The organism is Pyxidicoccus fallax, assembly GCF_012933655.1.
Lineage (GTDB): Bacteria > Myxococcota > Myxococcia > Myxococcales > Myxococcaceae > Myxococcus > Myxococcus fallax.
Genome location: NZ_JABBJJ010000210.1, coordinates 1 through 22,538 on the forward strand (window position 1 = coordinate 1; position 22,538 = coordinate 22,538).

The 22,538-nt window shown below is 70.4% G+C and carries 16 protein-coding genes; 9 read left to right on the top strand and 7 right to left on the bottom strand.

Going from position 1 to position 22,538, the window contains the following annotated elements; genetic code table 11:
* Positions 1-85: 85 nt before the first annotated feature.
* From HG543_RS34120 to HG543_RS34135, 4 genes are all read left to right on the top strand, one after another.
* Positions 86-2,842, top strand: coding sequence for a PAS domain-containing sensor histidine kinase (locus HG543_RS34120; RefSeq protein ID WP_169349096.1), 2,757 nt, complete (start codon positions 86-88; stop codon positions 2,840-2,842).
* A gap of 256 nt (positions 2,843-3,098) precedes the next feature.
* Positions 3,099-4,538 carry a hypothetical protein gene (locus HG543_RS34125; protein ID WP_211194350.1) on the top strand — a complete coding sequence of 480 codons (1,440 nt, stop codon included), beginning with the start codon at positions 3,099-3,101 and terminating at the stop codon, positions 4,536-4,538.
* Between the two features lie 40 nt (positions 4,539-4,578).
* Positions 4,579-5,085, top strand: coding sequence for a sorbitol dehydrogenase (locus HG543_RS34130; protein ID WP_169349097.1), 507 nt, complete (start codon positions 4,579-4,581; stop codon positions 5,083-5,085).
* On the top strand, positions 5,078-6,961 hold the full coding sequence (locus HG543_RS34135) for a GMC family oxidoreductase (RefSeq protein WP_169349098.1): 1,884 nt from the start codon (positions 5,078-5,080) through the stop codon (positions 6,959-6,961). The genes HG543_RS34130 and HG543_RS34135 overlap by 8 nt, the downstream gene beginning before the upstream one ends.
* A 128-nt stretch (positions 6,962-7,089) precedes the next feature.
* Here HG543_RS34135 and HG543_RS34140 read toward each other — a convergent pair whose 3' ends face one another.
* From HG543_RS34140 to HG543_RS34150, 3 genes are all read right to left on the bottom strand, one after another.
* On the bottom strand, positions 7,090-8,958 hold the full coding sequence (locus HG543_RS34140) for a family 43 glycosylhydrolase (RefSeq protein ID WP_169349099.1): 1,869 nt from the start codon (positions 8,956-8,958) through the stop codon (positions 7,090-7,092).
* Between the two features lie 229 nt (positions 8,959-9,187).
* Entirely contained in the window at positions 9,188-10,000 is an 813-nt protein-coding gene (locus tag HG543_RS34145; RefSeq protein WP_169349100.1) for a hypothetical protein, read from the bottom strand.
* Between the two features lie 18 nt (positions 10,001-10,018).
* Complete coding sequence (locus HG543_RS34150; RefSeq protein ID WP_169349101.1) at positions 10,019-11,113, bottom strand: hypothetical protein; 1,095 nt, start codon at positions 11,111-11,113, stop codon at positions 10,019-10,021.
* Positions 11,114-11,324: 211 nt separating this feature from the next.
* On the opposite strand from HG543_RS34150, the gene HG543_RS34155 reads away from it, so the two are divergent.
* Together HG543_RS34155 and HG543_RS34160 are read left to right on the top strand one after the other, a co-directional pair.
* Positions 11,325-13,124, top strand: a complete 1,800-nt coding sequence (locus HG543_RS34155) for a sigma 54-interacting transcriptional regulator (protein ID WP_211194351.1) — start codon at positions 11,325-11,327, stop codon at positions 13,122-13,124.
* A gap of 120 nt (positions 13,125-13,244) precedes the next feature.
* Positions 13,245-14,468 carry an ADYC domain-containing protein gene (locus tag HG543_RS34160; RefSeq protein WP_169349102.1) on the top strand — a complete coding sequence of 408 codons (1,224 nt, stop codon included), beginning with the start codon at positions 13,245-13,247 and terminating at the stop codon, positions 14,466-14,468.
* Between the two features lies 1 nt (position 14,469).
* On the opposite strand, the gene HG543_RS34165 is transcribed toward HG543_RS34160, so the two are convergent.
* Both HG543_RS34165 and HG543_RS34170 read right to left on the bottom strand, forming a co-directional pair.
* Positions 14,470-17,712, bottom strand: a complete 3,243-nt coding sequence (locus HG543_RS34165; protein ID WP_169349103.1) for a serine/threonine-protein kinase — start codon at positions 17,710-17,712, stop codon at positions 14,470-14,472.
* 88 nt (positions 17,713-17,800) lie between these two features.
* Entirely contained in the window at positions 17,801-18,700 is a 900-nt protein-coding gene (locus tag HG543_RS34170) for a LysR family transcriptional regulator (RefSeq protein WP_169349104.1), read from the bottom strand.
* Positions 18,701-18,802: 102 nt separating this feature from the next.
* On the opposite strand from HG543_RS34170, the gene HG543_RS34175 reads away from it, so the two are divergent.
* From HG543_RS34175 to HG543_RS34185, 3 genes are all read left to right on the top strand, one after another.
* Positions 18,803-19,417 (top strand): glutathione S-transferase family protein, encoded by a 615-nt coding sequence (locus HG543_RS34175; RefSeq protein ID WP_169349105.1) that lies wholly within the window; start codon positions 18,803-18,805, stop codon positions 19,415-19,417.
* A 555-nt stretch (positions 19,418-19,972) separates the two neighbouring features.
* Positions 19,973-20,590, top strand: a complete 618-nt coding sequence (locus HG543_RS34180) for a cell wall protein (RefSeq protein ID WP_211194352.1) — start codon at positions 19,973-19,975, stop codon at positions 20,588-20,590.
* A gap of 76 nt (positions 20,591-20,666) precedes the next feature.
* Complete coding sequence (locus HG543_RS34185; protein WP_169349106.1) at positions 20,667-21,113, top strand: YceI family protein; 447 nt, start codon at positions 20,667-20,669, stop codon at positions 21,111-21,113.
* A 97-nt stretch (positions 21,114-21,210) separates the two neighbouring features.
* Here the strand turns inward: HG543_RS34185 and HG543_RS34190 are convergent, their stop codons facing one another.
* Positions 21,211-21,972 carry a hypothetical protein gene (locus tag HG543_RS34190; protein WP_211194353.1) on the bottom strand — a complete coding sequence of 254 codons (762 nt, stop codon included), beginning with the start codon at positions 21,970-21,972 and terminating at the stop codon, positions 21,211-21,213.
* Positions 21,973-22,110: 138 nt separating this feature from the next.
* The coding region (locus HG543_RS34195) for a hypothetical protein (RefSeq protein WP_211194354.1) at positions 22,111-22,538 on the bottom strand (428 nt) is incomplete at its 5' end.

Sequence of the window (22,538 nt, forward strand, 5' to 3'; positions counted from 1 at the left end):
TCCCCGCCCCCTCCATCCCACCCTGTCGACCATTCTTAGACTCACTGGAGAGCCCTGACCGGGGCGTCTCGAAGGGGGAGCAGGGATGATGACAGCCGAGGCCAGCACCGAAGAGTACGGCCTCTCCGACTGGGCCCGGCAGTTCGATGTCATCGTCTGGACCGCCGACGCGGTGACGCTCCAGCTCCGGCACGTGAGCCCGACCGCCGCCGGGATTCTCGGCCATCCGCTGGAGCAGTGGTGGACCGAGGAGGACTTCCTCGCCAGGCACGTCCACCCCGAGGACCTTGAAGACGCGCTGGCCCTCTTCCTGGACCGCGCGCGCCGCCGGACCGAGCGCAGCGGCGTGCTCCGGTTCCTGGATGCGAACGGGCGGGCGCTCCCCTTTCTCACCAAGGTCCTCACGCTCGAACACGGCGAGGGCCATGCGCCCGAGCTGCGGTGCTTGATGGTGCGCCTGGAGCGGAACACCCGCGCCAGCCAGGAGTCGGAGCACTCGCACTCCCACCTGCGCGCCACGCTGGAGTCGACGACCGCTGAGCGGGATGCGCTCCTCCGCAAGGAGCAGGAAGCCCGGGAGCGCGCGGAGGCGCTGGCCCGGCGGCTCGCGGCCGGCGAGTCGCGCTTCCGCGGCATCTTCGAGTCTCCGCTCATCGGGCTCGTGCTCAGCGACAACCACGGCCGTGTCCTCCATGCCAACGATGCGTTCCTGCGCATCGTGGGCTACAGCCGTGAGGACCTGGAGGCGGGCCGCATCAACTTCATGGACATGACCCCACCGGAGTTCCACGCGGTGACGCGGCGGGCGATGGAGGAGATTGAAGCCCGCGGCGTGGCGAGCACCTTCGAGAAGGAATACGTGCGCAAGGACGGCTGTCGCGTGCCCGTCATGCTGGGCAGCGTCCGCCTGCCCGACCCGGACGAGAATGCCACCTTCGTCCTGGACCTGACCGAGCGCAAGGAGGCCGAAGCGGAACGCGAGCGCTTCTTCCGACTGGCGCCAGACATGTTCTGCATCGCCGGCATGGACGGCTTCTTCAAGCGGGTGAACCCGGCCTTCACGCGCATCCTGGGCTGGAGCGAGGAGGAGCTGCGCGCCCGGCCCTTCCTGGACTTCATCCACCCGGAGGACCGCGGCAGGGGCGAGGAGCAGCTGGAATCACTCAGGCGGGGAAACGCCGGCCCCGGTCTCACCGTGCGCGTCTCGTGTACGGATGGCGGATGGAAGTGGCTCCACTGGGCCGCCGTGCCCGTGCGGGAGACGGGCCTCATCTACGCCTCCGCGCGCGACGTCACCCAGCAGCGCAAGGCCGAGGAGCGGCTCGTGCTGGCCGAGCAGCGGCTGCGGACGGTCATCAACAGCGGACCGCTCGTCCTCTCCGTGCTCGACGCCGCTGGCCGCTTCGTCGTGTCCGAGGGCAAGGGGCTTCAGGGCCTGGGCCTCTCTCCGGGGCAGGTGGTGGGACGGTCCGCCCTCGACATGTACGCGAGCGAGCCCGCCGTGATGGAGTGCCTCCGCCGGGGACTCCAGGGAGAGAGCTTCTCCAGCATCGTCCGGTCCGCCGGTCTCACCTTCGAGGTGTTCTACCAGCCCGTCCTGAACGAGGCCGGCCGCGTCACCAGCCTCAGCATCGCGTCACTGGACGTGACGGAGCGCGTCCGGGTGGAGGCCGAGCGGGAGGAGCTCATCCGCCAGTTGATGCACGAGCGGAGCATCCTCCAAGCCGTCCTGCAGCAACTCCCGCACTCCGTCTACATTGCCGAAGCGCCCAGCGGAAAGCTCTACCTCGCCAACGCGCAGGCGGAGGCCCAGATTCGCGGCCCCGCGCAGCCCGCCAGGAACATGGAGGAGTACCGCGCCTATCCGGGCTTCCATGCCGATGGGCGGCCGTATGAACCCCACGAGTGGCCCCTGCCCCGTGCCATGGCCTCCGGGGTGCCGGTCATGGCCGAGGCCGTCCACGTCATCCGGGGCGACGGCAGCCGGGGCATCATCGAGTACAGCGCGACACCCGTGCGCGACGCGCGGGGCCGCATCACCCACGGCGTGGTGGTGGGCGTGGACGTCACCGCGCGCATGGAGGCGGAGCGCGAGCGGGAGCGACTCCTCGATGAGCTGAAGCTGGCGGTCAGCGCCCGCGACGAGTTCCTGGGCATCGCCAGCCATGAGCTCAAGACGCCGCTGACGCCCCTGGCCCTCAAGCTCGAGGCGCTCGCGCGCGCGGCCGGAGCCGAGCCGGAGTCCCCCCTGGCCCGGCGTCTCGCGTCCCACGTGGAGGTCATGCGGCGGCAGGTGAAGCGGCTCGCCGGCCTGGTGAACGACCTGCTGAATGTGTCGAACATCCGCGGGGGAAGGCTGGCCCTCACGCTCGAACCGCGGCAGTGCGACCTCGCGGCGCTGGTGCGAGACGTGGCCGGGCGCTTCGACACCGAGGTGAAGCGCGCGGGCTGTGAGGTCCGCCTGCACGCTCCCGCGCCGGTGCAGGGCGTCTGGGACAGCTCACGGTTGGAGCAGGTGGTCACGAACCTGCTGGCGAACGCCGTCAAGTATGGCCCCGGCCATCCGGTGATGGTGAGCGTGGAGGCGGTGGACGGGCGCGCGAGGCTGACGGTCCGAGACCGGGGCATCGGCATCGCGCCGGAGAACCTCCAGCGCATCTGGGGCAAGTTCGAGCGCGCGGTGTCCGAGCGCCATTACGGAGGACTGGGCCTGGGGCTCTACATCTCGCGGCAGATTGTCGAGGCCCTGGGCGGCACGGTGAGGGTCGAGAGCGCGCTCGGCCAGGGCGCCACGTTCATCGTCGAGCTTCCACTGCGGAGCGACGCGGCCCGCAGCGCCTGATGAGGCCCGACGCCCGTTCGAACCGCCGGTGTGCCGCGCCCCTCGGGAACCCCTTAAGACCGAGGGGAGGCAGCGCACGGGCCGCGTCGCGTGTGAACGCGAGCGCGTCTGCCCTGCACGCGCCACCCGCCGCACGGGAGCACCGACCGCGCGCGGTCCTCCTCGGAAGTGTCCAGGGGAACCCCGTGGCATGAAGCGTGCTCGGTGTGCCCGCGATGCGTGAGGTTGGCCCACGCACCTTGGAAGGCACACATTCATGAATGCACATGAGGACTCCTCGCGGCACCGCCGCGCGGCGTTGTTCGCTGTCGTCTGCGTCCTGGGGGCGGGTACCGGGGGGCTGACGGGCTGCAAGCAGGCGGAGCGCGTCCCGACGCCGGGCTCCGGCGGCGATGCCGTCACGGAAGCCCTGGACGCGGGCAGCGCGCCCGACGCGGGCGGCATCACCCTGAGCCCCACCATTCCGCCGGACGTGGACGTCCCCCAGGGCAATCCGACGCTGGCGGACCTGCAGCACGACTTCGACGCCTATTCGTGGAACACGTTCATCGCCATGAACTGGCCCGTGGGGGCCGACGGCGGCGTGGACACCTCGCAGAAGCCCGGCCAGCACGGAGACAACCCCACCGTGTGGGAGGGCTGGATGCCGTCCACGAGCATCTTCCTCCCGGGCGGCGCACCCCCGCCCGCCTGGGGCGCGCCTCCCATCCTTCCTCCCATCTGCCAGGGCAAGCTCCAGCCCGGCGAGAAGTTCCTCACCCAGGTTGGCAAGACGCCGGGGCTCCTCAGCGAGTCCGTGCAGCCCTTCGACACCGGTCCGCTCATCGACCAGCAAGGCAACTACACGCGCTTCGAAATCCTCGTGAACAAGGTGATGTTCGACCAGATTGTCGCCCAGCAGCTCTACTCGAAGGCGGGGCAGCAACGCTTCAACGCGCCGGCGAACTTCAAGTGCGGCAACGCGAGCACGGGTGAGCAGGGCGCCATCATGGTGAAGGCGGCCTGGAAGCCGCTCGAGAACCCGGCGGACGCGGCCCGGTTCCACACCGCGACGGCGCTCGTCTACACGCCGGCCTCGGAGAACCCGCGCATCCAGGAGAGCTGCACGAAGCAGCGCGTCGGGCTCGTGGGCTTTCACGTCGGCCACAAGACGCAGGGCGCGCCGCAGTGGATATGGTCCACGTTCGAGCACGTCGACAACGTGCCCACCGAGGAGCAGGTCCGGGCGGGCACGCTCGAGGCGAGCTACAACTACTACGACCCGGCCTGCAAGGACTGCGTCGTCAACAAGACGCCGCCGCGGCCGTGGGACCCGAACAAGAAAATCATCGTCAACGGCAAGGTCTTCAAGAGCCAGATCGTGCGCGTGGACGTGCGCCCCCAGCTCATGAAGGACAGCGCGCGCATCCACAATGAAGAGGCCCGGGCGCTGCTGGCCGCGGTGAATCCCGCGTCGGTGTGGACGAACTACGAGCTCATCAGCACCCAGTGGCCGACGCAGCCGGGGGACTGCGCCACCGCCGAGCTTCAGGACGGCTCGCCCGCGCCGCAGTTCCTCGCGAACAGCACCCTGGAGACGTACATCCAGGGCAAGGTTCCCAACGTCTCGTCGAGCTGCATCCGGTGCCACAACAACGCCGCGATGACGACGGCGAAGAGCTCCGACTTCACCTACCTCCTCGAACGGGCGCAGTGAGCGGGCCCGTGCCGTGCCACCCCTCTACAAGGAGTCTGGAATGAGCAGCCCTCCGCCTTCGGCCACCTCACGGTTGGAGCAGTTCGTTGCCCTCTCCTCGGCGCTGACCGGCTTCACCCCGGACGTGCTGAGCCCTCCGTTGGACCCCACCGACCCGCCACTCAAGCAGCTCTACCTGGACACCGCGGACCGGCACGGCGAGGCGACGGTGGATGCCCTCCTCGCCGCGTTCGACACGCTGCGGGGACAGCCGGCGCAGACCATCGCCAACACGCTGCTGGAGGTGGACAACCCGACCCCTTCCGCGACGGCGCTGATGGCCCGGAGCATCATCAAGCTCTGGTACGTCGGCTCCTGGTACGACACGACGTCCACCTCCGCGACGGACGGCACCGTCGTGTCGATGAATGCCTATATCGGCGGCCTCGCCTGGGTCGCGATGCAGGCCCACCCCATGGGCTACAGCGAGCTCAAGTTCGGCTACTGGAACGCCCCTCCGCCGGCCCTGTCCGGCACCCTCTCGTCCGACGAGGCGAACCATGGCTGACGCGAAGACCTATGACGTGGTGATTGTCGGCGCGGGCATCGCCGGGGGCATCATCGCCCTGGAGCTCGGCAAGCAGGGCAAGCACGTGCTCATCCTGGAAGCCGGGCCGCCCATCCCCGACAGCCGGGAGAAGTACATGGAGACGTTCTTCCTGGCCGCGGCGAAGACGCCCGAGTCGCCCTACCCTCCCACCACGCTCGCGCCGGCCGAGGAGGCCACGCCCCGGCCCACCATCCTGGGCCTCGCCAACTGGAAGAACGCGCAGAAGAGCTATCTCGTCCAGCCGGAGCCGGACCCGGCGCACGGTCCCCAGGGGCTTCCGTTCGCCAGCACCTACGAGCGCGTCGGGGGCGGGACGACGTGGCACTGGCTGGGCACGTCCCTCCGGCTGGTGCCCGATGACCTGGCCATGTACTCGTGCTTCAAGGCCCCGGGCTTCGGGCCCGCCACCGACTGGCCCGTCGAGTACGCGGAGCTGGAGTCGCTCTACGGCAGGGCGGAGGACGAGATTGGCGTGTCCGCCAGCGTCGCGGAGCAGGCCCCGCTGGAGCAGGCCATCGGGCTCACCTATCCCCCGGGCTACCAGTACCCCATGCAGGCCATTCCCGAGAGCATGGTGGACCAGGCCGTCTCCGAGGGCGTGACGGGCATGAGCTTCGACGGCCAGCCCGTCTTCGTCACGCCGACGCCCGCGGGCCGCAACTCGCAGCCGCGCGACAACCGGCCCGTGTGCGCGGGCAACACCAACTGCATCCCCATCTGCCCCATCCAGGCGAAGTACGACGCCACCGTCACGCTCAACCGGGCGCTCAACACCGGCAACGTGGACATCCAGTACCGGTCCGTCGTGACGCGGCTGGTGCCCGACGCCCAGGGGCGCATCTCCAGCGTGGAGTATCTCAGCTATGACCGGCAGACGAAGCCCACGCACGTCACGGCGCAGAGCGTGAGCGCCACCACCTACGTCCTGGCCGCGCACGCCATCGAGAACCCGAAGATTCTCCTCAACTCGAGGACGCCGGCCTTCCCGAACGGGCTGGCCAACCGCAGCGACCAGGTGGGCCGCAACCTGATGGACCACGTCATCTACCTGTCGTGGGCGCTGATGCCGGAGGGCCGGCCCGTGTTCCCGTACCGGGGCCCGCTGTCCACGTCCGGCATCGAGAGCCTGCGCAATGGCCCGTTCCGCAGCCAGCGCGCGGCGTTCCGCATCGAGATTGGCAACGAGGGGTGGAACTTCCCCATCGGCGACCCGTACGTCACGGTGAACGACTTCATCAACGGCACCAACGTCTCCGGGCTGAACCCCATCACCCCGCCCGGCACGCAGCAGGGCTCGCCCAGCCTGAAGCTGGGAGGGCCGGCGCTGGTCCAGGCGCTCAATGACCGGCTCACCCGCCAGTTCCGCATGGCGTGCCTCATCGAGCAGAGCCCGCAGCAGGAGAACCGCGTGACGCTCGACCCCGTCCTCAAGGACGGCCTGGGCATTGCCCGCCCGAAGATTGCCTATGGCTTCGACAAGTACACGCTGGATGGCTTCATGGCCGCGAAGCAGGTGAGCTCGGCCATCTACCAGCAGATGGGCGCCACCGAGTTCACCGACTTCAGCCAGTCCCAGGACCAGGCCGGCTACTTCGAGTACGAAGGCACGCCGTTCGTCTTCTTCGGCGCCGGCCACGTCATGGGCACCCACCGGATGGGCACGGACCCGACCCAGTCCGTGGTGGATGCCAACCAGCGCGCCCACGACCACGACAACCTGTGGATTGCAGGCAGCGGGAGCTTCCCCACCGTCGCCACGCCCAACCCGACGCTGACGCTCGCGGCGCTCGCCTTCAAGACCGCGGACAGCATCTCGAAGGCGCTGTCGCGATAGCCGGAGTGGTACGACCGGCCGCGATTCAGGAGGCTCGCGGTGAGCGCCGGTCGCTCACCGCGGGCAGCCCCTCCCCAGCGGCCAGCGGAATTCCAGTCCCCCGCTCGGCGCTCCAGGGAGCGAACTCATCACCGCGTACGCTTGCCAGCCCGCGGCGCGTGGACGCGGACGTAGTCGAACTCTGCGGTGAAGTCGCCGCCCCCACCCATCGCCACGAGGGCGATTCGCGGGAGGGGCGAGGCGTGGGTCCAGGTGCCGCCGCGAACCCAGTCCGTGCCGTTCTGGCTCGTGTACGCGGTGTACGCCGTGGTGTCGCCTCCCGCGGCGCGGCGCGCCTCGCCCGTGAGACGCTCGACGGCGATGCGCAGGTACGTCCAGTCCTTGGAAGGCGGGCCGACGACCGTGTTGCCGTAGCGCCCCCAGCCGGCCGGCACCGGCTTCAGCTCCTTCGAGAACTCCGTCTGCCGGGTCTCCCACATCGAGGTGTTCATCAGCTTGATGTAGTTGTCATCGTCGCCGTAGAGCACCAGGCCGGCCTGCGCGTGGTTGAAGCAGCAGCCCTCGTCCGGCACGTCGAGGCGCACCCGGGTCTCGATGACGTAGTCGCCCTGGGGCGCCGGGCGTGTCAGCAAGGACGCGGTGTTGTTGTCGAGGAACAGGTCGGCCTTCTGCACCCGGAGGCGGAGCGCCCCCTCTGCTACGGAGTACGTGGACGCGTCTGGCGGCCGCACCCACGACCATGAGGCGCCCAGCGCGTCCCCATCGAACAGGTCCGACGCCGCCGCGACGGGCTCACGGGGGAGGTGCGGCTGCGCCAGCTTCGGACGGTACCGGGACTTGCCCCCCTCGCGAGCCGCGGGCCCGGGCTGCTTGCCATCCGAAGCCCAGGCGCCGCCACGCACGGTGGGCCACCCGTCCACCCAGTCCAGGGGGTCCAACAGCGCGGGCCGTTTGGTGAAGCCTGTCGCGCGCTCGAAGAACGGGTCGGCGCGGTCGACAGCGTGGTAGATGGTCCACCACTGCCCCGCCGCGTCCTGGAACACCGTGTTGTGCCCGGGGCCCACCCACCGGTTGCCGTTCATGCTGATGACGGGGGTTCCACCCACCTGCGCGTCCAGCAGCGAATGCCCCTCGCGGTCCACGAACGGACCGAGTGGCTGGGTGGCCCGCCCGGCGAAGACGCTGTAGCCAGTCAGCGCGCCGTTGCAGCAGTTCGTCGCCGACACGAACAGGTAGTAGTGGCCGTCGCGGGAGACGACGTTCGCCCCTTCGTAGCGGTTGCCGATGGTGATTCGCGTCTCCTCGGCGCCAGCGGTTGCCCCCTCCGCGGTCAACGTGACCTTCCTGGCGAAGATGCCCCCGCTGTAGCTGCCGTAGTACAGGACGCTGTCCGTCCCGACGGAGTCACCCAGGACGTCCGGGTCGTACGTCCAGAAGAACGCGCAGGGGTCCTGGTTGGACGTGTCCTTGCGCGGGCCGACCACCATCGCGTCGGAGAACTTCCACGGGCCCGTGGGCTTGTCGCTGGTCGCGACACCGATGGCGCTGTCGGTCGTGCACGTCGTCGCCGTCGTGTCGGTGACGGCGAAGAACAGGTAGTACTTCTTGTGCGCCGAGGAGTAGACGACCTCCGGCGCCCACAGCCCCGCGTTGCTGGCGGCGTAGGCAGGCACGGACTGGAAGGCGTCGCCGACGTACTCCCAGTTGATGGCGTCGAGAGAGCGCAGCTGGGGAATCTTGCGGAACACCAGCTTCCCCTCGGCGTCGCGGTCCGCGTCGTTCAGCGGGTCCGTCGTGCAGTACATGTACCAGTACGCATCGCCCGGCTCCTGCCCGCGCAGCACCATGGGGTCGGCACAGCTTTCGATGACACCTCCAGCCGGGAGCCGCGGCTTCAGCGGGTTGGTGTACGTGCCGGGGCTCTTCGGACTGGCGGCCGGCGCCGGTGGAGCGACGCACAGGGTCAGCAGCAACAGCGCCAGGTAACGAGTGCCCATGCGAACTCCCTTTCGCGGCTGAGAAGCGTCCCTCGGGTCTCCACCCTTGCCGTACCCGACGCACAGGGCGAAGGGAAGGCTTGTTGCGGGACGGGCGAAGCCGCGCGACCTCCAGGAGACGGCGTGCCCCATGCGTCGCGCCCCCTCCCCTCGTCCGTGGGCAGGGGGCGCTCGTCTTCATGCTGGGCAGCTCACCTGTCAGGAAGCCCGGGGGCGTGGAGCCCGGGGACTACTGCGGCTGCGGCTCCAGCGCCTCCAGCATGCGCGCCTTCAGCTTGGGGCTCGGGCTGTCCCCCACCGAGGCGGCCTGACGCTGAATCACGTCGGTGCGGTCCATGAAGCGCAGGCCGTCCAGCGCGGCCAGCCGGATGGAGGTGGTCTCCGCCGCGTTGCCCAGCACGGCACCGAGCTGCTCCGCGTACGCGACGAGCCGCAGACCGCCAATCTGCCCCAGCGCGAGCTTGCGCACCTCCGGCTGCGAAGCGGTGCTCGAGGCCGCGAGCCGCGCGAGGAGCGCGCCGTCGTCGGCGGTGAAGAGGCCCCGGTACGCCAGGTCGGCCATCGCGCTGTAGCGCAGGTAGGGAACGGACGCGTCGAGCTGCGCGAGCGCCACCCGCTTGAACGACTGCGGATCCCTCCAGGTCTGCTGGTAGTTGGCGATGGCCGTGCGGTAGCTCGCGGCCTCCTGCAGGTCCACGGCCACGATGGAGTACGCGCTGGTCGCCAGCTGGAGCGCGCCCGCCGCGTCCATCGAGAGGAAGAGCAGGTAGTGGTTGCCTGGCACGAGCCGCTCGGTCGCGGTGTACGTGTCATGCGCGAGCCGGAACTGGGTGGGCACCTGGCCGGTGAGCGGCACCGCCGTCGTGAAGCCCATCACCGTGCCGTCGTTGGAGGTCAGCTGCGCGATGACCGAGGACTGGGAGGCCACCAACTGGTGGCCGAGCGCATCACCCCCGGGGGGGATGTCCAGCGCGAGCGCCTTGCCCGCGCCGAGCAGGAGGGCCATGCAGAGAATGGAGCTGAACAGGACGTGTGTCTTCATGGGTTGCCTCGTCTGGAATCAGGGGTGGATGAGCTTCAGGTAGCTCTTGCCGTAGCGCTCGAAGTACGGCGTCTTCTTGGCGCGGGTGTTCGGGTTCGACTGACCGATGCGGGCGTAGAGCTTCGACGAACCGCCCGGGTCCATGATGTGGTGGCCCACGTCGAAGCGGTCGGACGGGTTCGCGTCGTCGTAGGCCTCGCAGTTATGCGACCCACCGCAGCCGTGCAGCCGCGTTTCGCCTTCGGCCGTCAGGCCGAGGCTATGGCCCACCTCGTGCGCCGTGGTGCGGCCGATGGCCGTCGCCACATCCTCCACGCGCATGGCGAGCGTGTCGGTGAGCTCCGCGGGAGTGGTGGAGACGAGGCGATCCACCAGGACACAGCGGAACGTGCCGATGAGGACATGCGACGTCTGCGTCTTGTTGGTGTTCTTGTAGTCCCCCGGCGAATAGCCGAAGAGGCTGCAGCTGTCGCCGACGATGAACTTCACCGTGTGCACGCCCGTGCCCGGGGCGCTGGCGAGGGTGACGGACGTGCCGGCGTAGGCGTTGGTGAAGAAGTTCGCCACGCCCGCCTTCACGTTGGCGACGAAGGCGTTCTGCTGCGCGGCGGTGAGCGGCCCGTTGAGCGTGCCCGTGGCAATCGCCTTGAGCTCGGCGTCGAGACCGGCCGCGGACCAGTCGAGGAACACCGGCTGGCTGCCGTTGGCGACGAGGTCGTTCTTCCGCTCCAGGATGAAGTCATCGATGTTGCCGCTGACCACGCCGTTGGGCGTCGAGCGCCACGTCTCGCCGTCCAGCACGTTGACGCCGAGCGGGAGCGGCACCGCCGACTGCTGCCACACGTTGTTGGCATCCGTCTGGTCCCACGCCATGAACGCGCCCCCGTTGACACGCATGCGGGCCCAGCCGGCCATGTTCTCCTGCCACTCGAGCGTATTGTCGTCGTACCGTCCGATGTAGCCCTGGACGTTCACCGACGGGCTGGTGACCAGGATGTCCGTCTGGGGCTGGGTGACGCAGCCCCGGTCGAAGCCGAAGAGAGGGATTGCGGCCAGCGCGAGCCCCACGGCCCACTTCCGGGTCGTGGGGCGGCTGGAGGAGTGTGCCTTCATTGTAGGTGTCCTTTGCGAAGCCGGGCGGAAGGTCGCCCGCGGGGGCAGCCATTGCAGCCGGCCTGCCAAGGGCCCATGTCCCCTGGAGCGCCGCCGCGCTCGCGCGTGAGAGGCAATGACGGCCCTTCGCCGGGGCCCCGCGCGAGGCAGGTCTTGCCCATGGGGCAATCGTTGCCCTGCCCCCCGGGGCCCGCCGTGGTTTACTTCCCCCATGGAGCCCCCCAGCGCGAAAGAAACCGTGGATGCGGTCCAGCAGCGCCGCGCCTCTTCCGGTGAGCCGGGACGCCTCTCCCTGCTGGTGATGGCCGGGAGCTCGTCCTCGATGGTGCCCCTGCCTCGCGACGGCACGCTCACCATCGGCCGCGGCGCGGGCGCCGAGCTCCTCGTGCAGGACGCCTCGGTGAGCCGGCGCCACGCCCGGCTGAGCGTGGTGGACGGCGAGGCCCGCATCACGGACCTCGACAGCCACAACGGCGTCCGCGTCAACGGCGAGCACATCTCCGGCGAGCAGGTGCTGCGCGGCGGAGACGTGGTGATGCTGGGAGACGTCACGCTCGTCTTCCAACGGCGGGACATCCCCCCGCCGCAGCGGCTCCTGCTGGACGCCGCCCCGCTGCGGGACAGGCTGGCGGAGGAGCTGGAGCGGGTGCTGCGCTACGAGCGCGCGCTGAGCGTCGTCGCGCTGGCCCTCGGGCCCACGAATGTCCCCCTGGAGGAGCTGGTCCGCGCGCTCGGCGGCGGCCTGCGGCTGATGGACCTGGTGGGACGGGGCGGGCCCACGCAGCTGCTCGTCCTGCTGCCCGAGCTGACGGCGGAGGAGGCGGAGGAGGTCGTCCAGCCCATGTTGGAGAGCCTGGCCCCGCTGGCGCCCGAGGTGCGGGCGGGCGTGGCCTGTGCCCCCCAGGACGGGCTGGACGCGGACACCCTCATCTCCGCGGCGCGGGCGGTGGCCCTGACGGCGCCCTCCGGCGGCCTTCGCATCAGCGGCCCGGACCTGTACCAGCTCGCGCTCGGGGAGCGCTCGGTGATGGTGGCGGACGAGGCCATGGTGCGCCTCTTCGAGCTGCTCCGGCGGCTGGCGTCGAGCCCCATCCCCGTCCTCATCCATGGCGAGACGGGCGCGGGCAAGGAGAACGCCGCCTGGGCCGTGCACCACTGGTCTCCGCGCGCGCAGCGGCCGTTCATCACCCTCAACTGCGCGGCGCTGCCGGAGAGCCTCGTGGAGAGCGAGCTGTTCGGCGCCGAGCGGGGCGCCTTCTCCGGCGCGGTGGCCTCTCGGGCCGGCCTGCTGGAGCGGGCCAGCGGAGGCACGCTCTTCCTCGACGAGGTGGCGGAGCTACCGCTCTCCGTGCAGGCCAAGCTGCTGCGCGCGCTGGACCAGCAGCGCATCACCCGCCTGGGAGACTCGCGCGAGCGCACGGTGGACCTGCGCATCGTCGCCGCCACCCACCGCGTGCTCGCGGATGAGGTGAAGGCCCAGCGCTTCCGCCAGGACCTCTTCTTCCGCCTGTCGGCCTCCGTCGTCGTGCTGCCGCCGCTGCGCAACCGTCCTCGCGAGCTGCCGCTCCTGGCCACCCGCTTCCTCCAGGAGGCCCTGACCCGCGCGGGCAGGACGGCGCCGCGCATCTCCGCCGCCGCCATGGACGTGCTCCGCGCGCACCCGTGGCCGGGCAACGTGCGTGAGCTGAAGAACGTCATGGAGTACGCCGCCACCGTCGCCACCGGCCCCCTGCTGGAGGCCTCGCACCTGCCCGACTCCCTCCAGCGGCCCCCGGGAGAAGAAGCCCCTCCCCCTCCGGCCGTGGTACCCGCCCAGGACACGGCCCCCGCGAGCTTCCGTCCCATCGCCGAGGAGGTCCGCGAGCTGGAGTACCGCCGGATGCGAGAGGCCCTGGAGGCCGCTGGCGGCGTGCAGACCCGCGCCGCGCAGCTCATCGGCATGCCGCTGCGGACGTTCAAGTTCAAGGCGCGGCGCTACCAGCTCCCGCGCCCGCGCGCGGCCCGCGAGTAACCGCGGGCACGCCTCGTGCAATCCACCTCCAGCGAGCCAGGACGGACGCTGTCTGGGGGGGCGGTGCTCCGCCACCTGGCCCCATGGAAGTGCGAACAGCACACGGAAGGGGGAACGGTCATGAAGAACGGACTCGGCCAGCGTGGCGCGGTGGCGCTGGTGGCCATCCTGGTTTCACTCATGGGGAGCGCGGCCCACGCGGGCACCTCCGGCACGGACGCGGGAACTCCGGATCCAAGCGGGCTCGCCACGCATTGTCCCGGCGGGACGAACTGCCCGGGCCAGGAGAACGGCCCCGGCATCTACGTCTCCGAAAGCGGCAGCTCCTGCCTCTGGCTCGACGACGTGGGCCCCCTGCGCTTCTGCCCGGAGTCCTTCGAGAACACCCCGCCGAGGGCCGGCGGCGTCAGCAGCGTGCGGCTCAAGGGGCGGCTCTGGACTGGAGCCGAGGCCACGGAGCTCCTCAGCGACCCCATCCTGGTCCGTACAGAGGGGGGCCAGAAGGGAAGCCTGCTCAAGGTCGACCCCTCCGCCGTGGCGAACACGTCCCGGCTTGGCTTCACCTACCAGCTCTCGGGGGCGGCGACTCCCGCGCTCGCGCTGGGCTCGACGCTGCCGAAGCTGACGCTGCTCATCACGGTCAACGCCGCGGCGACCGCCTATAGCCTCGAGCTCACCTTCACGGAGGTTGCGATTGCCGGCGCACCCTTCCCTGAAAAGCCAGACACGCAGCTCAAGCTCTATCGCTATCAGGCCTGGTACAACAATCCCAGGCAACATCTCTCCGGGCACTACTGCTCGGAGCCGAACGACGCGAAGGCCACCCTCAAGGACAAGACGCCGCTCGCGCTCTCCGTCCTGCCGGGGCACCAGGTGAATGGCGCCACGGGCGTCATCAAGGCCTCGGCGAACTCGGTCACCGTCGCCTGCGTCTCGGGCGCCATCGTCAGCTGCATGGAGAACTGGAACTACCTGCCCTGGAACGCCACGCTCAAGGCCGCGGGGAACCCCACCCTGTTCCTCGGTGCCTGCATCCAGGGCAAGCGTGCCGCCTACTTCGCCCACTCGAAGGTGAAGCCGCACCAGAACTTCTTCAGCTACACGACGGAGGGGACCGAGGTGCTCATCCGCGACAACGTGCTCAACTTCGCGAACGTCGGCGTCAACCAGGGCAACATCGAGGCCATCTGGGACGTGGAGGGCGCGGTCTGCTTCAATCCCATCAACCAGCGCCAGCCCATCTTCGCCCTGAAGGACTGGAACCCGCAGGCCCAACTCCTGCTCCCCACCTGCACCGCGGCGGACATCCAGCTCCACCGCATCATCACCGGCAAGGTGCCCTGATTCAGTCCAGGCCCTGGCGGCTCGCGGCGAGGCGGGCCAGCAGCGGCTCCACCTCGTCCGCGAGTTCCTGGTGGCGCCGCCGCAGGAGCGGGTTGAGCTCGAAGGCCCGCGCGAAGGCGGCGCGGGCCTGGAGCGCGGCCTCCTGACGCGTGGCGAGCCCCTCCGTCCCTCGGGCCCGCATGAGGAGCAGCCCCCCGCGGATGAGGTGGGCCTGCGCAAGATTCGCGTCGAGCTTCAGGGCCCGCTCCACCTGCTCCAGGCCGCTCGCGACCGCCGTGCTCGCGCCGCCGGGCGGCAGCGCCCGCGCCAGCCGCCAGTAGACGCGCGCCAGCTCCTGGTGGGCCTCGAAGTAGGGAACCATGTCCACGGCGCGCTGGGCCTCGGCCCGTGCCCTTTGCAGCAGCGGCAGGCTCGGCCTGCCCTGCCGCCCCGCCCACTCCGCCTCCGCGAGCGCCACCCGGGCCCCGACGACGCGGCAGTCGACGCATCCGGGCGCGCCCTGGTAGGCCCGCTCCAGCGCCTCGCGGCCCGCTTCGAGCTCGGCGGCGGGGTTGCCTCCGTCCCGCATCGCCTGGAGTGCCGCGAGGTGGTGCGCCTCCGCCACGTGGAGGTGGCTGCGACCGTCCGTGGGGTTGATGCGCAGCGCGCGCTCCAGCTGCTGGCGGGCGCGCTCCAGCGGCGGGCGCACGTCCCCTCCGGCGTCCAGCAGGTACTGCGCGCGCATCAGCTCCGCGGCGGCCATGCCGCCCAGCGTCGGAGAGGCGTTCGCATTGATGGCGAGGCTGCGCTCACCCGCCTCGATGGACCGGCGCACGTGCGCCTCGGGGTCCAGCCCGCGCCCGAGGCCGAAGTCCGCCATCGCGTTGTGGACGTGCACCTGGTTCGCCCAGGCATAGAGGTACTGCGGGTCCGCCCGCGCGGCCTGTTCGAAGTACCGCGCCGCCTCCGTGAACGCCGGGCGGGGGTCCTCGCCGTGCTCCCGGAGGTGGTTGCCCTTGTTGAAGTGGATGAGCCCCAGGTCGTTGAGCGCCCACGGGTAGTCGGGCTGGAGCTGGAGGGCGCGCTCCAGCCGGGCGATGGCCTCGTTCCAGGAGGGGCGCGGGTCGCGCTGATGCCGCCACTCGTAGAGCCCGCGCCAGTAGTAGCCGATGGCGAGCGCGTCGTGGGCATACACGTCGTTCGGGGCCCGCGCCACCGCGCGCAGTCCGGAGTCAATCCAATCCTTGAGAATGGGCTCCAACGCATCAACCGCACCCCGGTTGTTCTCCACCTTGTACTGGCGCATCAGGGCATAGGCCCGCTGCCGGTAGGACATGGAGCGGTGGGGCGCGGCGCGAGCGGCCTGGGCGGTGGCCGCCAGCGTGCGCTCCAGCGCGTCCCGGGCAGGCCGGCCCTGGTCGAGCTCGACGTCCACGCGCTCCAGCCACGTCTGCGCGAGGGCCTCGTAGCTGCTCGCGTCGCTCCTCCCCGCCTCCAGGGCCTGCGTGTATAGGGTGGCGGCCTCCTCGAGCCCCGAGCGGGCCGCGTCGTACTCCCCGCGCTCCCGCTGCTCCACCGCCCGGGCAAGGGCCACGTCTCCGGCGAGCCTGCGGGCCTCGTACATCCACGGCGCGGACACGGTGGCCCGTGCGGCCGCCCGCGCCGCCGCGTCGTAGTCCTTGCGGTAGAAGGCGATAAGGCCTTCGAGATAGTGGGGAGACTCCAGCTCCAGCGCGCGGCTGCGCTCGAGGGACTGGAGCGCGGGCACCAGGTATTCCTGCTCCAGGGCCTGCTTGCGCTTCGCCACCCAGGCCTTGTCGCCGCCGCGCCGCATGTCCTCCACTCCCTGGCGGTATTTCGCGCCGAGCGCCTGGCCCAGGGCGTAGTGCAGCTCGGGCGAGTCCAGGCCCAGCCCCCGCGCCCGGCTCAGCTCCGCGTGCGCCTGCTCGAACTCCTGCATCGCGAGGTGGCCGCGCCCCAGCGCGTAGTGGGTCAACGCCTTCCCGTACTCATCCAGCTCGCGCGCCTTCTCGGCGATGCGCGCCATCCGCTCGCGGACGAGCTGCTGCTCCCGCTGGGTGTCGTGCAGGGGCAGCGCATGGGCCGTCCGGAGGAACCACTCGATTTCCTTCACCTGCTGGCCCACCTGCTCGGCCAGCCGGGCGCGTGTCGCGAGCTGGGCGCGGGTGCGCCGGGCCTCCAGCCACGAGTGCGCCCCCAGCACGGAGAGGACGAGGATGCTGGCCAGCGACAGCGCGGACACCGCCACCAGGGCGCGGTGCTTTCGCGCGCGGCGCCGCCAGCGGTCCAGCAGGCTCGGGCGCCGCGCGAGGATGGGCTCGCCATCCAGGTAGCGCCCCAGGTCCTCCGCGAGGGCGCGCGCGGACGCGTAGCGCTGCTCCGGCTCCTTGTGGAGGCACTTGAGGACCAGCGTCTCCAAGTCCCCCGGCAGGTCCGGCGCGTGCGCGCGCGGCGAGGGCGGCTCCTCGTGAAGCACCTTCGCGACGACCTCCGCGGCCGTCGCGGCGGTGAAGGGGGTGACGCCCGTGAGCAGCTCGTAGAGCGTGGCGCCCAGGCTGTAGACGTCCGTGCGGCGGTCGAGGTGCGCCAGGTCTCCCCGTGCCTGCTCCGGCGCCATGTAGGCAGGCGTGCCCAGCAGCGCCCCCGTATGCGTGAGGCCGTGCCCGTGGGCGTCGTCGAAGGCCACGCCGAAGTCCACGACGACGGGGAAGTAGCGACCTCCCTCGTGCCGCTCGACGAGGATGTTGGAGGGCTTGAGGTCCCGATGGATGACGCCCAGCCGGTGCGCCTCGTGGACGGCGGCGGCGACGTCGCGCATCACCTGGACTTTCTCGCTCAACGACATCGCGGGGGCGGCGAGGTCCAATCCCTGTCCCGAGACGAGCTGCATGGCGATGTAGGGCCTTCCGCCGACCTCGCCGACCTCGAACACCTTGCACACGTGGGGATGGTCGACGCGGACCTGCGTCCTCGCTTCCTGGAGGAAGCGCTCGGCCCGCGCCGTGTTCGCGTCCCGGATGAACTTGAGCGCGACCATGCGCCCGAGCCGGCGGTCTCTCGCTCTGAAGACCTCGCCCATGCCTCCCTGGCCGAGGCGCTCGAGAAGCTCGTAGCGCTCCCAGTCCGGGAACGGGAGCACCCGGCTCCGGTCCGGAGCGGGGAGCACCCCATCCATCGTGGCCGTCTCGCCCGCCGCGTCGGCCCGTGGCCCCCGCGGTGCCTGGTCGTCGGCAACATTCGCCATGCCGCCAGTGTAGCCCGTCCGCACCCGGCGGCCGTGCCCGGCCCTCCCGTGGGCCCGAGGCCGCCTCCAGCACCGGCACGTAGGCCCATCACGAGCGCTTTCGCCGCGAACCGCCGTGCAGCGACACCATCGGCTCGGTCAGCGGTGCCATGGCATCCACGAAGAGCCGGACCTTCGCGGGAAGCTTCAGCCGGCTCGGGTAGACGACGTGGATGGCCCGCATCATCGCGGGCCTGGGACCGAAGAGCACCTTCAGCCGGCCGTCACGGACCGCGTCCCGACAGAGGATGGCCGGGACGCGCGCGATGCCGACCCCGGCGATTGCCGCCTCGCACGCGACCTCGTGGTCGTTCACGGTCAGCACCGGATCGATTCGAGACATCACCCCTTCCGCCTTCCACGTCTCGAATGCACTGAAGCCAATGCAGCGCGCGGAGCGGAGCTCCCTGGCGCTCGGCGTGCCGTACTTCGCCAGGAAGCGGGGGCTCGCCACGAAGTGCACCGGACTCTCGCCGAGCTTTCGCGCCACGAGCGAGGAGTCGTCGAGCGGGCCGATGTGAATCCCGACATCCAGTCCGTCTTCGATGAGGTGGACCCGGCGGTCCGCCAGCACCAGCTCCACCCGCGCCTGGGGATGGCGGGCGAGGTACTCCGCAATCACGGGTGTCAGGTAGCGCCGACCGTAGAGCATCGGCGAGGAGACCCGCAGCAGGCCGACGGGCTCCGCCTGCCGCTGTTGCACCTCGTTGTTCGCCTCGTCGATCTGCGCGGCGATGGCGGCGCAGCGCTCGTAGTACGTCACTCCGGCACCGGTGACACGCACGCGCCGCGTCGTCCGCTCCAGGAGCCGTACCCCGAGCCGCTCCTCCAGCTTGCCGATGCGCTCGCTGACCGTCTGCTTGGTGATGCCGAGCTGGCGAGCGGCCCGGGTGAAGCTCTCCTCACGAACGACCGCGACGAAGAGGAGCATGTCGGCGGGTGGAATCATGACCGTCAAGCCTAACCTGACAATGAGTTCGTCGGGAGCCGCATTGTCCGGGCGGCCCGGCCGCCGCATGTTGACGCCTCCCGCCCCCTCAGGAGCGCGCACATGAAGCTCTACTTTGCCCCTCGAACCCGAGCGGTTCGTCCCCGATGGCTATTGGAGGAACTCGGAGTGCCCTACGAGCTGGTGAGGCTCGACGTCGCCCGACAGGAGAACAGCACGCCCTCCTACCTGGCGGTGCATCCGCTGGGCGACGTCCCCGCCCTGGTGGATGGAGACGTCACGCTGCTCGAGTCCCTGGCCATCTGCCTCCATCTGGCCGACCGGTTCCCGGAGAAGCACCTGGCGCCGCCGCCGGGCTCCGCGGAGCGCGGCCCCTACTACCAGTGGATGGTCTTCGCCGAGGTGAGCCTCGACGCCGGGGTGATGGAGTTCTACAGGCACGCTCGGCTGTCCGAGGAGCAGCAGGCGTCCACGCACTCGGCTGAAGAGCTCGCGCGGCACAGGACCCGCCTCGGAGCCGTGCTCGACATCATCGACGGGGGCCTCGACGGTCGAGAGGTCCTCGTTGGAGGGACCTTCACCGCCGCCGATGTGGTGATGGCTTCCATCCTCCATCTGGCGAACAGGCTCGGGCTGCTCGACGGGCATCCGCGGCTCGTGGAGTACGTCAGGCGCCACGCGCAGCGTCCGGCGGTGAGGAAGGCCGTCTTGGGGTGACCTTTCGAGACACGGGCGGCCCATCGACAGCGCCCCGGAAGTGTTGACTGAAACACACTTCAATACACACAACGGCCGTGGCGCACACGTCTGCTGTGGCGGAGAGATGACGCCCGAGGAGACCACCGCCGTGGAAGCGGAGACGCTGGCCCCACGGAAGGCGGAGGCGAGCCCGTGCGCGAACGGGTCCGGCTGGCATTGGGACGGCTCTCGCGTCACGTGTGGCATCCGGCTTGGCTGCGGCACGAGCAGTGACGAGCTCGGCAACCGCTGGGGCAATCCCGCAACCCTGAGGCAGGAGCGCTCCCGATTGCAGACCGCTCCCTCGCGGCTCGGCCGGCTCCTGGTGGCGAGCGAGGCGACATTGGCGCTGGGAGCGGGCTGTGCAGCGAATACCGGGCGTGCTAACCGTCAGCGCACGTCCCGGAGCGCCGCGCGCATCCGCCAGCGAAGCCACGCCACATGCCCAAAGCCCGTCGCCGTCGTGCAGCCCCGTCCTCTCGCAACACCCGTCCCCGCCGCGTGGCCACTCGCGCCGCCCCTTCCACGGAGCCGTTGGAAGAGGCGTTCCGGGAGGCGCTCCGTGACTCACTGAAGGCCGCCCTGGCCGGCCTGGCCGTCGACCTGGGGCGCATCGCCGAGCGCCTGGCTGGCGGAGTGCGCCTCCCGCCCTTCGCCTTCCAGGGCACCTTCGACTTCCAGGACACCTCCGCCGAGGAGACACCCGACTCCGAGTCCTCGGCTACCGCCGAGGCGGAGACCGCGCCGGAGCCCCGGGCTTGCGCGGTCATCGGCTGCCGCCAGCCGGTGCGCAGCCTCGGGTACTGCGCCGCGCACTACCAGAAGCGGCGCCTCATGGTGGCCACCGGTCGCCTGCACAGCGCGTGGGTGGAAGACGCCGCGCCCCACAGCATCCCCGACGTCATCCTCTCGCGCAGGCGCCGCGAGGCGTCGGAGAAGGCCGCTCCGCGGGTCGAGGTGGCCCAGCCCAGCGCCCCGCGTGCGTGGATCCGCAAGAAGGGTCAGCCGGTGCCAACGAGCCCCAGCGCCACGGAGGCGAGCCCGAAGCCGCTGCCCGGCCCGGCGACCGCACGACACGCCGAGAACGGCGATGTGGCGGCCACCCTCGCGCGCTGGGCCACCGAGTTCCGGTCCGGGAAGCGGAACGGCTGACGTCGCCGCCCGCCTCCGCGGGCTTTGTTCCATGGATGGAACGGTCCTTCCGGCCAGGCCCCGCTAATCCCGGGGCATGGCCACCGCTACCTTTCGCTCATCCAACAGCGGCACACGAAAGGGAGCACTCAGCATCGACGCGGCCAGCATCTCCACCGGCGTCGAGCAGCGTGACAACCACCTGCGCTCGCCGGACTTCTTCGACGTGGCGAGGTTCCCCACGCTCTCGTTCCAGAGCACGAAGGTGGAGAAGACGTCCGGCAACGGGCTGCGAGTCACCGGCCAGCTGACCCTCCGCGACGTCACCCGCGAGGTGGTGCTCGATGCCGAGCAGCTGGGCATCGGCAAGGACCCGTGGGGCAACGTCAAGGCCGCCTTCGAGGCGAAGACGTCCATCGACCGGCGCGACTTCGGCCTGCAGTGGAACCAGGCGCTGGAGACCGGCGGCGTCCTCGTGGGCGAGAAGATTGAAATCGCCCTCGAGGTCCAGGCCGTGAAGGCACAGGCCGCGCAGGCGGCGTAGTGGGTCGACCGGAGCGCCCGGTTGCACCGCGACCTGTGCCCCGCCGGAGGGACGGCGCGCTCGTGTCAGGACGGCGCGCCGCCTCCGAAATCCTGGGCTACTCCGAGTAGTCGTACCTGTACACGAGGCGCCAGTTGCGATTGTAGACGTGGTGCCTGGAGAACCAGCCGCTGTGGCAGCTGCCGGTATTGCTGGCGGAGTAGCCGTAGACGAAGCCGTTGTGGAAGTGGGCGTTGAGCTCGGGCGAGCCGGGGTTCTCGCAGGGCTGGGTGACGCGAACGGCCTGGAAGGCGGCCTCGGCGTACACTTCCTCCTGGCCGTCGAAGTCGTAGCGGGAGTGGACGCGGGTGGCGGGGAAGGTGCCGAGCTGGCTGGCCTGCTGGGCGTCGGTCTGCGTGAGGAAGGACTGCAGGTGGGCGAGGGCGGCGGCCTCGGAGGTCAGCGAGCCGACGACGCGGTGAACGGCGCCGTCCGTATCGGAGAGCGCGGCGCGGATGGCGGTGATGCCGGTCGAGCCCTGGTACACGGAGGTGTCGCCCCAGGTGAAGCTGACGGCGGTGCCCGCGGTGTAGGCGCTGAGCGCGCAGGAGCCACCCGCGCCGACGGTCTCGACGAGGATGATCTTGCGGAGGCGGTGCTCGGGGTTCAGGAGCGCGATGCACTCGTTGCCGGCGACGCCGTCGTAGTTGCCGGCCGGGAGCACGGCCTCGACGATGTTGTAGACGCGGACCGTGGGGTCCGTGACCTCCTGCCCGGTGGACTGGAGGGTGTCGGTAGCCGTGTCCGCCTCGCCGCCGAGGCAACCGGCAGCGAGGGTGGACGCAAGGAGGAGAGAAGAGAAGCGCAGGGGGGTGTGCATGGCCGCGGAAGCTAGCACGCGGAATTCAGCCGTTTCCTGGCATTTCCGAAACACCGGCAACGCCCCACCCGCAACGCGAAGGCCCCGGTCGCTCGCGCGGCCGGGGCCTCGGGGTGCTTCAGGGCCGTGGCCCCTGCGTTACTTGCAGAGGTTGCCGTTGTTGTACTCGTCCAGGGTCTCCGCGAGCATGTCCGCGGCGTCCGTGTTGATGACGGACTTGTACGAGTTCAGGCCCGTGAAGCCGATGCCGTCCAGCAGCGACTGGCCGCTGTCGGCCGCGGCGACAACCTCGGCGCAGCGCACCGCGCCGGCCTGGAAGTTCAGGCGCGCGCCGAGCAGCTGCGCGGCGAGGCGGTAGGCGGCGTCGGTGGCACGCTTCGCGCCGTTGAGGTCGGACTTGCTGAGGATGTCCGCCGCGTCCTGGCAGTTGTTGACGAGCAGGTCACCGATGCGGATGCCGCCAGCGGCCTTGAGGGCCTGGTCGAGCAACGCGTCCTGCTTACCGCCGGAGCAGGAGGACCAGTTCTTCCAGTAGCCGATGGTGTGCGCGGGGGCCGTGGGGGGCG